This window comes from Dactylosporangium sp. CS-033363 (assembly GCF_050942475.1).
Lineage (GTDB): Bacteria > Actinomycetota > Actinomycetes > Mycobacteriales > Micromonosporaceae > Dactylosporangium.
Map to the genome: position 1 here is coordinate 4,482,526 of NZ_CP192032.1, position 13,489 is coordinate 4,496,014.

The window sequence follows — 13,489 nt, forward strand, 5'->3', positions numbered from 1 at the left end:
GTTGACTTGATACCGGCTGGTCGGTACTTTGTGGCGAGCGTCACGGGCTCGATTCGCAGTGACACATCAGCCTCATCGCTGTGAAGGACATCCATAATGATGAAGCACCCCCGACGGTCGTTATCGCTGCTCACCACGGTTGCCGTGGCGGCGTTCGGCCTGGCCGCCTGTGGCGGAACGTCAGACTCCGGCGCGAGCGGTGACACCCCGAACACCGCCCCGATCCGCGCCCTGTTGGCCGCTCAGCCGGCCACCCTCGACCCCATCGTCGGCGCGCGCTCCGCCCAGATCGTCTGGGCCACGATGCTCGAGCCGCTCATCAACACCGACGCGTCGCTGAAGCCGATCGACACCGGCATCGTGACGAGCTGGACCCGCACCGACCCGACGACCTGGACCTTCAAGGTCCGCGAAGGCGTCTCGTTCAGCAACGGCGAGAAGGCCGACGCGGCCGCCGTGGCCAACACCCTGACGCTGACCCGCGACGCGCCGTCGTCGCAGCTCAAGTCGTACTTCGCCAACGTCGCCAGCGTCGAGGCGCCGGACGCGACCACGGTCGTGATGAAGACCAAGACCCCGCAGTACAACTACCCCGACCTGTTCACCACCGTGTACCTGGTGCCGCCGGCCTACTACAAGGAGAAGGGCTCGGAGGGCTTCGCCGCCGCTCCGATCGGCACCGGACCCTACGTGTGGGACGGCGCCCACGCCGGGCGGGACATGTCGGTCAAGAAGAACGACAACTACTGGGGCCCGAACAAGGCGCAGAACTCCGGCATCACGTTCACGTGGGCCAACGAGGCGTCGCAGCGGCTGGCCCTGATCCAGAGCAAGAGCGTCGACGTCTCCTTCGACCTGCCGCCCGCGCAGGCGACCGAGGCCAAGAAGGCCGGCGTCAACGTGACGAGCACCGAGACCGCGATCAAGATCATCGCGTTCCTGGACTCGACCCAGGCGCCCTTCAACGACCCGAAGCTGCGGGAGGCGGCCGCCCTGGCCATCGACCGGGACGCGATCGTCAAGGGCATCTTCGACGGCCAGGCCGTCGCCGACGCCGGCCTGCTCAACGTCACGCCGGGCCAGAAGCCGGCCTCCAGCGTGACCGCGGACCCGGCCAAGGCCAAGGAGCTCGTGGGCGCCGCGGGGCCGACCGTGCAGATCACCTACCCGGCGGCGCAGTACACCAACATCGCCGAGGTCTCCCAGGCCGTCGGCGGGGCGCTGGAGAAGGCCGGGTTCAAGGTGAACTACGTGCCGATCGACTACGGCACGCTGGTCAAGCGGGTCGTCGGCCACCAGGTTCCCGGCATCGCGATCTTCGCCGGCGTCCCGAACGTGGCCTCGCCGGACTACTTCGTCAGCGGCTTCATGCGGACGAAGTCGATCACCGGCAACTGCGCCGACCCGCAGATCGACGACCTGGCCACCAAGGCGCTGCAGCAGAACGACGCGGCGGCCGCGGCCCCGATCTACGAGCAGCTCAACACGATCGGCGTGGTCGACAAGCACTGCTACGTCCCGCTGTACCGCCAGATCTTCAACTACGCGACCGGCCCGACGGTCAAGGGCGTGGTGTTCGGCCCCCTGAACACCGTCGACTTCACCAAGACGACCCACTGACGGAACCACGGGAACATGCCTGAGGCAGCGAAGACGGAGGTGGCGGGCGCTGTTGCCCGCCACCCCGGCACCCCCGAGACGGACGCACCCGTCCTGGTGGTCGACGACCTGGTCGTCGAGCACCGCAACCGCACGACCGGCGAGATCTTCCGGGCCGTGGACCACGTGTCGCTGCGCATCGACGCCGGCGAGAGCGTGGCGGTCGTGGGGGAGTCCGGCTCCGGCAAGACGACGCTCGCCCTCGCCGCGACCGGGCTCGGCCCGCGCGGGGAGGGCGACATCCGCCTGCTCGGGCACTCGCTGTCCAAGGTCGGCCGCAAGCAGCTGCGCCGGCTGCGGCCCGAGGTCCAGGTGGTCTTCCAGGACCCGCACGGCTCGCTCGACCCGCGCCAGTCGGTGCGCTCGGGCCTGCGGGAGCTGCGGGCGCTGCAGCCCGAGCGGACCGCCTGGATCACCGACGACGACCTGCTCGGCCGGGTCCGGCTCGCCCCCGAGCTGCTGGAGCGGTATCCGCACCAGCTCTCCGGAGGCCAGGCCCAGCGGGTGTGCATCGCCCGCGCCCTGCTCATGCGGCCCCGGCTCATCGTCGCCGACGAGCCGACCTCGGGCCTGGACGTCTCCGTGCAGGCCGACGTGCTGGCCCTGCTCAAGGAGATCCGCACGGCGACCGGCGCCGCGCTGCTCATGATCAGCCACGACCTGGCCGTCGTGCGCTCGGTGTGCGAGACGGTGCACGTGATGTACCGCGGCCAGGTCGTCGAGTCCGGCCCGTGCGAGCGGGTCTTCGCCGAACCCGAGAACGACTACACGCGCGAGCTGCTGGCCGCCATGCCCGGCGCGAAATGGAGGGCCCGCCGATGAGCTCGACCACCGTGCAGCCTGCACAGAAGGCCTCTCCTCCGAAGGCCCCGTCGCGAAGGGCCGGCACGGTCCGGCGCGTCGCCGGCCGCGTCGGGGCCCTGCTCGCGTCGCTGCTCATCGCGCTGACCGGGGCGTTCCTGCTCGGCCGGCTCTCCGGCGACCCGACGGCCACGATCCTCGGCCCGATGGCCCCGGAGGAGCAGCGCATCGAGCTGCGCCACGAGCTCGGCCTGGACCGGCCGCTGCTCGTGCAGTGGCTGGACTACATGAAGGGCGTCTTCACCGGCGACCTCGGCAACTCGCTGCAGTTCTACCAGCCCAACACCACCATGATCATGGATCGGCTGCCGTTCACGCTGCAGCTGGTCGCGGCCGGCATGGCCCTGGCCGTGCTCGTCGGCGTCCCGCTCGGCGTGCTCGCCGCGACCCGCGAGGGCACCTGGTGGGACCGGGCCGCCTCCACGCTGGCCCTGCTCGGCCAGTCGGTGCCGGTGTTCTGGTTCGGCATGATGCTCGTGGTGCTCTTCGCGGTGAAGCTCGGCTGGCTGCCGGCCGGGCAGTCCGGCACCCCGGCACACCTGGTGCTGCCGGCGCTGACCATGTCGGTGTACCCGATGGCCCAGATCGCCCGCCTCACGAGAGCCTCGATGAGCGACGCGCTCGCCGAGCCCTTCATCGACTCGGCCCGCGCCCGCGGCATCCTGCCCAGCCGGGTCGTGTGGCGGCACGCGTTCAAGAACGCGCTGATGCCGATCCTCACCATCGTCGTGCTGCAGACCGGCATCCTGCTCTCCGGGGCGGTCGCCGTCGAGTACGTCTACTCCTGGCCCGGCCTCGGCCAGCTCGCCCTGCAGGCCATCCAGTTCCGCGACTTCCCGCTCGTGCAGGCGATCGTCGTCTTCGGCGCGCTCGTCTTCGTCGTGCTGAACCTGCTCGTGGACGTCATCCATTCCCTCGTCGACCCCCGGGTGAGGTGACAGCGTGACCGAGGTCGCCATCGCGCCCGCGAGCACCATCACGAAGAAGACCCGGCGGCGGACGTCCGCGTTCTGGCTGGCGGTGCCGATCGCCGTCATCGCCGTGGCCGTGTTCGTCCTGCCGCTGACCGGCCTGCTGCCCGACGGCGGCCAGAACCTCGACGCGACCCGCCGCCCGCCCGGCTGGCTCGGCGGCGGCACCTGGTCGCACCCGCTCGGCACCGACAAGCTCGGCCAGGACGTGCTCACCCAGTTCGTCTCCGCGGGCCGGCTGACCATCGTCATCGGCCTCGTCGGCGCGCTCGTCGCGATCGGGCCCGGCACCCTGCTGGGGCTGCTCGCCGGGTACTTCCGCGGCTGGGTCGACCGGGTCATCTCCATCCTCATCGACGCGCAGCTGGCCCTGCCGTTCATCCTCATCGCGCTCGCGATCATCTCGAACCGGGGCAGCTCCCTGCCGGTGCTGTTCCTCGTGCTGTCGCTGACCGGCTGGGCCATCTGCGCCCGGGTCACCCGCTCGGCCACGCTGGCTATCCGGGAGCGGCAGTTCGTGCTCGGGCTGCGCGCCGCCGGGGCGTCGGAGGGCCGGATCGTCTTCCGGCACATCCTGCCCAACCTGGCCGGCACCATCGTCGCGCTCGGCACGCTCCAGGTCGGCACCGCGATCCTCGTCGAGAGCGCGCTGAGCTTCCTCGGGCTGGGCGTCGTCCCGCCGATGATCAGCTGGGGGTCGCTGCTGGCCTCCGGGCAGAACGAGCTCAGCCAGGCCTGGTGGATCGCGTTCTTCCCGGGCCTGGCCATCACGGTCCTCGTCGTGCTGGTCAACCTGCTCGGCGACGCGCTGCTCACCCACCACGACCCGAGGAAGAGGCGCCGATGACCGGCCTGCTGGACGTCACCGGGCTCTCCATCACCGCGACGGTCGGCGCCGGCGACGTGCCGCTGCTGCAGGACGTCGACCTGAGCATCGGCCGCGGCGAGATCGTCGGCGTGGTGGGGGAGTCCGGCAGCGGCAAGACCACGCTCGCCCGCTCCGTCGTCGGCCTGCTGGAGCGCAACGTGCGCGTCGAGCGCGGCGCGATCGAACTGTCGGGCGAGCGGATCGTGGCGCCGGGCACGGACCGTACCGGAAAAGTCCGTGGCACTGCGGTTGGGATGGTGTTCCAGGACGCCTCGCGCTCGCTGAACCCGCTCATGAAGGTGCGCACCCACCTCGCCGAGGTGCTGCACCGCCACGTCCCCGGCATCACCCGGGCCGACGTCGAGCGGCGCTCGGTCGAGGTGCTGGAACAGATGCGGATCACCGACACCGCCCGGGTCCTGGCCAGCTACCCGCACCAGCTCTCCGGAGGCCTGCGCCAGCGGGTGGCCATCGGGCTCGCCGTCGTCACCCGCCCGTCGCTGGTCATCGCCGACGAGTGCACCACCGCCCTGGACGTCACCACCCAGACCAAGGTCGTCGGGCTGTTCCGCACCCTCGTCGACGAGCTCGGCATCGGGCTGCTGTTCGTCACCCACGACCTCATGCTCGCCAGCGACCTCTGCGACCGCATCGCCGTGATGAGCGCCGGGCGGGTCGTCGAACAGGGCGACGTCAACCACGTGCTCGACCACCCGGAGCAGGAGTACACCCGGCGCCTGCTCGCCGCCATCCCCTCCTGGAGCTGACACCCACCATGGCAGGCATCGACGCCTACGCGGCCTACCTCCCGGCGTACGCGCTCACCCACAACACCCTCGACGGCCCACCGCGCTCGCGCGGCATCGCCCGGTCCGTCGCGGGCTTCGACGAGGACGTCATCACCATGGCCGTCGAGGCCCTGCGGCAGCTGTCCGATCCTTCCGGAGACCGCCTGCTGCTGGCCACGACCAGCGCCCCGTACGAGGCGAAGACCTCGGCCGGTGTGGTCCACGAGGCCCTGGGCCTGGACGCGGGCGTCGCCGCGCTCGACCTGCGCGGCCACCGCTCCGGCGCCACGGCCCTCGACCTCGTCACCCGGGCCGGCGGGTACGCCGCCCTGGCCGACCTGCGCACCACCAGGCCCGGCGCCCCCGACGAGCTGGCCCAGGGCGACGCCGCGGCCGCCTTCACCGGCGGCGGCGAACGGGCGGCGGAACTGCTCGCCCGGGCCGGGCACACCACCGAGCTCCTCGAACGCTGGCGGCTGCCCGGCGAGCGGCACGACCGGGTGTGGGACGAGCGGTTCACGGCCGACATCCTCGCCGCGGCCGGCCTCGACGCCGCGCGGCGCGCCCTGACCGCGGCCGGGCTCGACGCGGCCGACCACGTCGTCGTCTCCTCGTCCAACGCCCGCGCGGCCGCGGCCCTGCGCCGCGCGCTCGGCGGGTCCGGCGAGGACGGCAAGCTGGAGAAGGCCACCGGGTTCACCGGCGCCGCCCACCCCGGCCTGCTGCTCGCCGACGCCCTCGACCGGGCCGAGCCGGGGCAGAGCATCCTGCTGGTCTCGGCGACCGAGGGCGCCGACGCGTTCGTGTTCCGGGCCGGCGCCGGCGTGCGGGAGGCCCGCTCCGGCCCGTCCGTGCGGGCGCAGCTCGAGGCGCGGGAGGAGCTCGGCTACGGGCGGTACCTGCGCTGGCGCGGCCTGCTCGACGTGCAGGGCCCGGCCCGCCCGGCGGCCCCCGCGCCCGCGGCACCGCCGATGGTCCGCCGCGCGGGCTGGAAGTACCGCCTCGAAGGCAGCCAGTGCGGCGCCTGCGGGAAGGTCACCACCCCGCCCAGCCGGGTCTGCGCCGCGTGCGGGATCGCCGGCGACGGCACCGCCAAGGTCTCCCTGCGCGACAGGACCGCGACGGTCGTCTCGGTCACCCGCGACCACCTCACCACGATGCCCGAGCCGGACGTCGCGATCGTGGTCGTGGACTTCGACGGCGGCGGACGGCTCAGCGCCTACGCCACCCCCGGCACCGGCGCGATCGCCGTCGGCACCGCGATGGAGCCGACGTTCCGTCGCATGTGGACGACCGACGGCATCCACAACTACTTCTGGAAGCTGCGACCCGCAAAGGACAGCACCGATGGCGAGTAGGCGCATGGCCCACGACGTCGCGATCGTCGCGATGGGCTGCACCCCGTTCCGCGACCACTGGAACTCCTCGGCCGACGACCTGCTCGTCGACGCCGTGCAGGAGTGCGTCGGCAACCTGGCGGACGCCGGGCTCGACGACATCGACGCGTTCTGGGTCGGCACCCAGGGCTCGGGCATGTCCGGGCAGACGTTGGCCCGGCCGCTGCGGCTGGTCGGCAAGCCCGTCACCCGGGTCGAGAACTACTGCGCCACCGGCTCCGAGGCGTTCCGCAACGCGGCCTTCGCGGTCGCCTCCGGGGCGTACGACATGGTGATGGCGACCGGCGTGGAGAAGCTCAAGGACGCCTCGCAGTCCGGGCTGTCCGCGGTGTACCCGCCGGCCGACGGCACCGACGTCGACTGGACCGCCCCGGCCGGCTTCTCGCTGCTGGCCCCGGCCTACCAGGAGGCGTACGGCGTCGACGACCGCGGCCTGCGCGGCGCCCTGACCCGGGTGGCGATGAAGAACCACGCCAACGGCGCGCTCAACCCGCGGGCCCAGTTCCGCAAGGCGGTCACCGCCGAACAGGTCGAGGGCGGCCCGCGCATCGCCGGCCCGCTCGGCGTCATGGACTGCTCCGGCGTCTCCGACGGCGCCGCCGCGGCGATCCTGGTGCGGGCCGAGGACGCGTACCGGTACACCGACAAGCCGATCTTCCTGCGCGGCATGGGCTTCGTGGCCGGCTCCGGGGCGGGCCTGGCCACCGACGGCTACGACTTCACCACCTTCCCCGAGGTCGTCGCGGCCGCCGGGCAGGCCTACGAGCAGGCCGGCGTCACCGACCCGGCGAGCCAGATCTCCCTCGCCGAGGTGCACGACTGCTTCACCCCGACCGAGGTCGTACTCATGGAGGACCTCGGCTTCTCCGAGCGCGGCAAGGCCTGGCGGGACATCCTCGACGGCCGGTACGACCTGGGCGGGGCGCTGCCGGTCAACACCGACGGCGGGCTGAAGTCGTTCGGCCACCCGATCGGCGCGACCGGGCTGCGGATGATGTTCGAGTGCTTCACCCAGCTGCGCGGCGAGGCGGGGGAGCGGCAGGTGCCCGGCGCCCGGCTCGCCGTCGCCCAGAACCTCGGCGGCCAGCCCGGCTCCTGCGTCGCCTTCGTTGCCGTGCTGGGGAGTGAGCGATGAGCGTCAGGCTCGACGATCGGGTGGTCATCGTGACGGGCGCGGGCAACGGCATCGGCCGCGCCCACGCGCTGTCCCTGGCCGAGCACGGCGCCAAGGTCGTGGTCAACGATCTCGGCGGGGCCCTCGACGGGTCCGGCAGCGGTGGCGCGGCCGAGCGCGTCGTGGAAGAGATTCGAGCTGCCGGCGGTACCGCCGAAGCCTCCACCGACTCGATCGCCACCCCCGACGGCGGGGCCTCGCTGGTGCGCCGGGCCATGGACGCCTTCGGCCGCGTGGACGCCGTCATCCACAACGCCGGCATCCTGCGCGACCGCACCCTGGCCAAGCTCTCCGACGACGACGTCCAGTCCGTCATCGACGTGCACCTCACCGGCGCGTTCAACGTGCTGCGCCCGGCCTGGCCGCTGATGGCCGGGCAGGGCTACGGCCGCATCGTGCTCACCAGCTCCTCGTCGGGCCTGCTGGGCAACTTCGGCCAGGCCAACTACGGCGCGGCCAAGGCCGGCCTGGTCGGGCTCATGCACGTGCTGTCCCTGGAGGGCGCCCGCCGCGGCATCCTGGTCAACACCATCGCCCCGACCGCGGCCACCCGGATGACCGACGGGCTGCTCGGCGAGCTGGCCGACCGGTTCGACCCGCGCCACGTCGCCGCCGTGGGCACGTTCCTCGCCTCCGAGCAGTGCGAGCTCAACCGGCACATCCTGACCGTCGGCGGGGGCCGGGTCGGGCGGATCTTCCTCGGCGTCACCCCCGGCTGGTACTCCGGCCGCGAGCCCGCCTCGCCCGACGACATCCTCGCCAACCTCGACGACATCTGCCGCTTGGACGACTTCATCGTCCCGACGTCGGGTGCCGACGAGATCGAGCTGATCCAAAAAGCGCTGTCCCAGTAAGAAGGGTTCTTGTTCATGCCCGTCTCCGAAGTGCACCACGTGGCCATGACGGTCTCCGACGTCGAGCGGGCCGCGGACTTCTACGAGCAGGCCCTCGGCTACCGCCGCACCCTGCGCAGCGATGTCGGCGGGCCCGGGATCGAGGTCTCGCTCGGGCTTCCGGCCGGGACGACCGGGAAGGTGCAGTACATGCAGGGCCCGACCCGCGTCGGGCAGCTCGAGCTCATCGAGTGGAGCGGCACCAAGACCCGCACGGCGACCGCCGGGCACCTGGAGCTGGGGACGTTCCTGCTCAGCTTCGAGGTGCCGGTCGACGAGATCGAGGACCTGCACCGGCGCATCGAGGGCCTCGGCGCCGAGATGCTGGGCAAGCCCAACCGGGTGCTGCTGGAGAACTACGGGTACATCACCGCGTTCGCCTGCCGCGACCTCGACGGCAACCTGCTCGAGTTCGTGTCGCTGCCCAGCCGCGAGGAGATCCTCGCCTACCGGGCCGAGAACGGCAGCTGACATGGCGACCAGCAACTTCGCCGAGGTGCTGCGGGTCCAGGCGCTGCGCCGGTCCGGGCGGGAGGCCCTGGTCGACGGCGAGCGGCGGTGGACCTACGCCGAGCTCGACGCCGACGTCGACCGGCACGCGGCCGCCCTGCTCGCGGCCGGGATCACGCCGGCCGACCTGGTCGGGATCCTGGCCCGCAACACGGCCACGTACGTGCTCGAACTGCTGGCGCTGGCCCGGATCGGGGCGATCGCGGTGCCGCTGAACTGGCGGCTGCACGCGGCCGAGCAGTCCTACGTCGTATCCCAGGCCGGCATCGCGGTCGTGCTGCACGACGACGACTTCGCCGGCATCGCCGAGGCGCTGCCCGGCCTGCGGGTGCTCGTCGGCCCGCGGCGGCTCGAGGAGCTGCTCGCCGGGCAGCCGCTCGGCGTGCGCGTCCCCGACGCCGAGAAGGCGGCCGGGGACGTGCACCGGTTGCTGTACACCTCGGGGACCACCGCGCATCCGAAGGGCGTCATCCACACGTGCGGCAACGTCGCCGCCAACCACCGCGCCCAGGTCCTCGAGCTGGAGCTCACCCAGCACGACCGGATCCTCATCTCGGCGCCGCTGTTCCACGTCTCCGGCCTGGAGGCGCCCGGCCTGGCGATCTTCGTGGCCGGCGCGACGATGGTGCTCACCCCGACGTTCAAGGCGCCGGACATCGCCGCGATCGCCACCGCCGAGCGGATCACCGGGATGGTGCTCGCGGCCCAGATCCTGTTCGGCATGCTCGACCTCGATCCGGCGCCGGACCTCGGGTCGCTGCGGTACCTGCTCTTCGCCGGCGTCGCGCCGAGCGTGCGGCGCAAGGTGAAGGCGCGGCTGCCGCACGTGCGGCTCATCGACACGTTCGGCATGACCGAGTGCTGCAACGGCGTGACGTACATGGACGCCGCCCACGAGGAGCCGAAGATGGGCGCGCTCGGGGCCCCGTTCCCGGGTGTCCACATCCGCATCGTCGACCAGCACTTCCGCGAGGTCGCGCCGGGTGTGGAGGGCGAGCTCATCGTGCGCGGGGAGAAGATCTCGCCCGGGTACTGGCGGGACGAGGAGACCACCAAGCGCACCCGCCGCGACGGCTGGTTCCTGACCGGCGACGTGGGCCGGATCGACGAGGACGGGTACCTCTGGTTCGTCGACCGCCGCACCGATCTCATCAAGTCCGGCGGGGAGAACATCGCCAGCGCCGAGGTCGAGCGGGTCATCGCCCAGCACCCGGACGTCGCCGAGGTCGCCGTCATCGGGGTGGCCGACCCGCAGTGGGACGAGGTGCCGAAGGCGTTCGTCATCCTGCATCCCGGCGCCCGCTCCACCGGCGAGGACATCCGGGCGCACTGCCTGGCGAACCTGGCCAAGTTCAAGGTGCCGAAGTACGTGCAGCTCGTGGAGTCGCTGCCGCGCAACGACTCCGGCAAGGTGCTCAAGAAGAGCCTGCGGGAGACGGCATGACCGCGAACATCGCCGCGATGCTGGCCGGCAACGCGCGCCGTTTCGCCGACGAGGACGCCCTGGTCTTCGAGGGGCGGCGCTGGACCCACAAGCAGCTCGACGACGACGTGAACGCGTTGGCGGCGGGGCTGTTGTCCTTGGGCGTGCAGCGGTCGAGCCGGGTCGCCATCATCGCCAACAATGTCCCCGAGTTCCTGATCCTCTCCCTCGCGCTTTCGAAGCTCGGGGCCGTTTTCGTACCGCTGAACTATCGGCTGACCCCGTCCGAACTCGCGCACCTGCTCGGCCACGCGCATGTCGATGCGGTCGCTACGGTGCCGGAGTTCGCGTCGCTGACGGCGGCCGCATTGGTGGACCTTCCTGCTGTTCGGCGTTTGGCGTTGGAGCCGATCGACGACGGTTGGGTCGATTTGCGTGGGCTTTTGTCCGGATTTATCGGACACAAAGTGGACGATTCGGATTTGTCGGATGACGCGCTGCAGCGGATCATCTACACCAGCGGGACGACCAGCCTGCCCAAGGGCGTCATGCTCACCCACGGCAACGTGAACATGAACATGCACGCCCAGATCGTCGAGCTCGGCCTGCGGGCCGGCGACCGCATCCTCAACTTCGCCCCGCTGTACCACGTCGGCGGCACCGACCTGCCCGGCTACGGCATCTGGCACGTCGGCGGCTGCATGGTGCTGCAGCGCCGCTTCGACCCGGCCGCCGTCCTGCGCGCGATCGAGTCCGAGCGCATCACCGGCATGGTGATGGCCGCGACCATGCTCGACATGGTCCGCCGGGCGAGCGAGGCCGAGGCGGCCGACCTGTCCTCGGTACGCTGGCTCATCTACTCGCAGGTGACCACCGCGCTGTTCGGCGTGGCCCGCGGGCTCTTCCCCAACGCGCGCCTCATCGAGGGGTACGGCCTGACCGAGACCTGCAGCGGCCTGACCTACCTCGACCAGGCGCACATGGAGTCCAAACAGGGCTCGGTCGGCATCCCGGTGCCGTGGGTCCAGGTCCGCGTGGTCGACGCCTTCGACGCCGACGTCCCGGTGGGCGTCGACGGCGAGGTGGTCGCCCGCGGCCCGAAGGTCAGCCCCGGCTACCTCGACGACCCCGACGCCACGGCGACCGCATTCCGCAACGGCTGGTTCCACACCGGCGACGTCGGCTGCTTCGACGAGGACGGCTACCTGTACATCCGCGACCGCCTCAAGGACATGATCCGCAGCGGCGGCGAGAACATGTCCAGCGCCGAGATCGAGAACGTCCTGGCCGACCACCCGCTCGTGCTGGCCGCCTCGGTGGTGGGCGCCCCCGACCCGAAGTGGCAGGAGGTCCCGGTCGCCTTCGTCATCGGCCGCCCCGGGCTCACGCCGGAGGCCCTGATCGAGCACGCCCGCGAACGCCTCGGCAAGTTCAAGCTCCCGAAGGAGATCTACATCGTCGAGGAGTTCCCGACCAACCCGTCGGGCAAGGTCCTCAAGCGCACGCTCCGCGATCTGCGCCCGACGATGACTCCGGACTGGAAGTACTGAGCTTCACCGGGTATTAGCCTGCAGCGGTGACGGGAGCACAGCTGGACGAGCTGGTCGTGGCCGATGATGCGGCGCTGCGGGCGTGGCTGCTGGACAACCACGACGCCTCGCCGGGCGTGTGGCTCGCCCTGGGCCGGAAGGGCGGCTCCGTCACCACGCTGACCTGGGAGCAGGCGGTCGACGAGGCACTGTGCTTCGGCTGGATCGACGGGCAGGCCCGCAAGCGCGACGCGGAGAGTTCCTGGCGGCGGTTCACCCCGCGCCGACCGCGCAGCGTCTGGTCGCAGCGCAATGTGGCCAATGTGGCCCGGTTGGAGGCGGCCGGGCTGATGCTGCCCGCCGGCCGCGCCGTGGTGGAGGCCGCGAAGGCCGACGGCCGGTGGGCGGCCGCGTATGCGGCGTCGTCCGAGGCGGAGGTGCCGGCCGACCTGTACGCCGCGATCGCCGCGGTGCCGGCGGCGCAGGCCATGTTCGACGTGCTCACCAAGGCCAACCGCTTCTCGCTGATCACCCGCGTCAACGCCGTGAAACGGGCCGGGACGCGGACCCAGAAGATCGCCGAGTTCGTGGCGATGCTGGCCCGCCACGAGACGATCCACCCCCAGCGCGCCAGACCGGCGAACCCCCCGACGTCGTGACGGACACGCACGCCTTCCACGCCGTCGACGAGCAACAGGCGGTTCCGGGCGCGTTGCGCCGGGCCGGGTCAGGCCGCGCAGGTGAGCATGGCGTTGCCGAAGACGCCGGTGACCGGGGACAGGCCGGCGTCCGGGGTGGTGTTCTGCAGCGAGAGCCGGATGGTCGCGTCCGGCTGAATGGTCACCTCGACCTGCCGGCTGACCCCCCGCGCGAACGCCTGCCCCGACAGCACCGTCTCCCCGTCGACGTCCACCTCGAGGGACGCCCGCAGCTTCTCGTACTGGCTGTTCGGCACCCCGACCACGGCGCTGAAGTGGGTGCACCCCTGCGTGGCGTCGAGCGCGTACTCGAGATAGTTCACGCCTCCGTCGGCACACGGCGCGGCCGAGAGCGAAACGCTGCGATCCAGCCGATGGTCCCCGATGACGAACGAACCCTCCCACGCGCTGGCACACCCGTGCGTGCGGGCGGGTTCCAGCTCGTCGAGGTACCGCAGCGCCCGCCCCACATCGGAAGAACTGGACGGCGTGGCGGACGGCGCCTCGCTGACCGCCATGGGCGCCGCCAGTGGCATGCTGGGCCCCTCGGCGGAAGGCGAGGCCTGCGCGGACGGCTCGGCCCCGGACCGCCCCGACACCACCAAGACGACCAGCGCCACGACCGTCACGCCGAGCGCCACGACCGCGACCACGAGCCCCGTCACCATGCGCCCCCGCGACCGCACCGGCGGTTGATCCGTCACATGCGGAGCGTATT

At 71.7% G+C, this 13,489-nt stretch carries 13 protein-coding genes; 12 read left to right on the top strand and 1 reads right to left on the bottom strand.

From position 1 onward, the window contains the following. Positions 1–96: 96 nt before the first annotated feature. The 12 genes from ACQPZ4_RS20645 to ACQPZ4_RS20700 are packed head-to-tail and all read left to right on the top strand — an operon-like array spanning position 97 to position 12,732. Positions 97–1,620, top strand: a complete 1,524-nt coding sequence (locus ACQPZ4_RS20645) for an ABC transporter substrate-binding protein (protein ID WP_433063509.1) — start codon at positions 97–99, stop codon at positions 1,618–1,620. Positions 1,621–1,635: 15 nt separating this feature from the next. Continuing rightward, the gene (locus ACQPZ4_RS20650; RefSeq protein WP_433063512.1) at positions 1,636–2,481 is read left to right on the top strand and encodes an ABC transporter ATP-binding protein; all 846 of its coding nucleotides are present in this window, start codon (positions 1,636–1,638) and stop codon (positions 2,479–2,481) included. After that, positions 2,478–3,458 carry an ABC transporter permease gene (locus ACQPZ4_RS20655; protein ID WP_433063515.1) on the top strand — a complete coding sequence of 327 codons (981 nt, stop codon included), beginning with the start codon at positions 2,478–2,480 and terminating at the stop codon, positions 3,456–3,458. The genes ACQPZ4_RS20650 and ACQPZ4_RS20655 overlap by 4 nt, the downstream gene beginning before the upstream one ends. A 4-nt stretch (positions 3,459–3,462) precedes the next feature. After that, positions 3,463–4,338: an ABC transporter permease gene (locus tag ACQPZ4_RS20660; RefSeq protein ID WP_433063518.1), complete on the top strand. Its 876-nt coding sequence runs from the start codon at positions 3,463–3,465 to the stop codon at positions 4,336–4,338. Then, positions 4,335–5,126, top strand: coding sequence for an ABC transporter ATP-binding protein (locus ACQPZ4_RS20665; protein WP_433063521.1), 792 nt, complete (start codon positions 4,335–4,337; stop codon positions 5,124–5,126). Before ACQPZ4_RS20660 ends, ACQPZ4_RS20665 begins: the two co-directional genes overlap by 4 nt. Before the next feature lie 8 nt (positions 5,127–5,134). After that, positions 5,135–6,505, top strand: coding sequence for a zinc ribbon domain-containing protein (locus ACQPZ4_RS20670; RefSeq protein WP_433063524.1), 1,371 nt, complete (start codon positions 5,135–5,137; stop codon positions 6,503–6,505). Continuing rightward, positions 6,495–7,679 carry an acetyl-CoA acetyltransferase gene (locus tag ACQPZ4_RS20675; RefSeq protein ID WP_433063527.1) on the top strand — a complete coding sequence of 395 codons (1,185 nt, stop codon included), beginning with the start codon at positions 6,495–6,497 and terminating at the stop codon, positions 7,677–7,679. Before ACQPZ4_RS20670 ends, ACQPZ4_RS20675 begins: the two co-directional genes overlap by 11 nt. Next, the gene (locus ACQPZ4_RS20680) at positions 7,676–8,572 is read left to right on the top strand and encodes an SDR family NAD(P)-dependent oxidoreductase (protein ID WP_433063530.1); all 897 of its coding nucleotides are present in this window, start codon (positions 7,676–7,678) and stop codon (positions 8,570–8,572) included. Before ACQPZ4_RS20675 ends, ACQPZ4_RS20680 begins: the two co-directional genes overlap by 4 nt. A 15-nt stretch (positions 8,573–8,587) precedes the next feature. After that, a complete protein-coding gene (locus ACQPZ4_RS20685; RefSeq protein ID WP_433063533.1) occupies positions 8,588–9,082 on the top strand; it encodes a VOC family protein in 495 nt (164 codons plus the stop codon). A 1-nt stretch (position 9,083) separates the two neighbouring features. Continuing rightward, a complete protein-coding gene (locus tag ACQPZ4_RS20690) occupies positions 9,084–10,565 on the top strand; it encodes a class I adenylate-forming enzyme family protein (RefSeq protein WP_433063536.1) in 1,482 nt (493 codons plus the stop codon). Further along, a complete protein-coding gene (locus ACQPZ4_RS20695; RefSeq protein WP_433063539.1) occupies positions 10,562–12,094 on the top strand; it encodes a class I adenylate-forming enzyme family protein in 1,533 nt (510 codons plus the stop codon). Before ACQPZ4_RS20690 ends, ACQPZ4_RS20695 begins: the two co-directional genes overlap by 4 nt. A 26-nt stretch (positions 12,095–12,120) precedes the next feature. Next, positions 12,121–12,732, top strand: a complete 612-nt coding sequence (locus ACQPZ4_RS20700) for a YdeI/OmpD-associated family protein (protein ID WP_433063542.1) — start codon at positions 12,121–12,123, stop codon at positions 12,730–12,732. A gap of 68 nt (positions 12,733–12,800) precedes the next feature. Here the strand turns inward: ACQPZ4_RS20700 and ACQPZ4_RS20705 are convergent, their stop codons facing one another. After that, positions 12,801–13,475 carry a hypothetical protein gene (locus ACQPZ4_RS20705; protein WP_433063545.1) on the bottom strand — a complete coding sequence of 225 codons (675 nt, stop codon included), beginning with the start codon at positions 13,473–13,475 and terminating at the stop codon, positions 12,801–12,803. Between the last annotated feature and the right edge of the window lie 14 nt (positions 13,476–13,489).

What these genes read in the sequence shown, in the direction of transcription:
- ACQPZ4_RS20645 (WP_433063509.1), top strand. Translation starts at nt 97, where the DNA reads ATGATGAAGCACCCCCGACGGTCGTTATCGCTGCTCACCACGGTTGCC.
- ACQPZ4_RS20650 (WP_433063512.1), top strand. Translation starts at nt 1,636, where the DNA reads ATGCCTGAGGCAGCGAAGACGGAGGTGGCGGGCGCTGTTGCCCGCCAC.
- ACQPZ4_RS20655 (WP_433063515.1), top strand. Translation starts at nt 2,478, where the DNA reads ATGAGCTCGACCACCGTGCAGCCTGCACAGAAGGCCTCTCCTCCGAAG.
- ACQPZ4_RS20665 (WP_433063521.1), top strand. Translation starts at nt 4,335, where the DNA reads ATGACCGGCCTGCTGGACGTCACCGGGCTCTCCATCACCGCGACGGTC.
- ACQPZ4_RS20670 (WP_433063524.1), top strand. Translation starts at nt 5,135, where the DNA reads ATGGCAGGCATCGACGCCTACGCGGCCTACCTCCCGGCGTACGCGCTC.
- ACQPZ4_RS20675 (WP_433063527.1), top strand. Translation starts at nt 6,495, where the DNA reads ATGGCGAGTAGGCGCATGGCCCACGACGTCGCGATCGTCGCGATGGGC.
- ACQPZ4_RS20680 (WP_433063530.1), top strand. Translation starts at nt 7,676, where the DNA reads ATGAGCGTCAGGCTCGACGATCGGGTGGTCATCGTGACGGGCGCGGGC.
- ACQPZ4_RS20685 (WP_433063533.1), top strand. Translation starts at nt 8,588, where the DNA reads ATGCCCGTCTCCGAAGTGCACCACGTGGCCATGACGGTCTCCGACGTC.
- ACQPZ4_RS20690 (WP_433063536.1), top strand. Translation starts at nt 9,084, where the DNA reads ATGGCGACCAGCAACTTCGCCGAGGTGCTGCGGGTCCAGGCGCTGCGC.
- ACQPZ4_RS20695 (WP_433063539.1), top strand. Translation starts at nt 10,562, where the DNA reads ATGACCGCGAACATCGCCGCGATGCTGGCCGGCAACGCGCGCCGTTTC.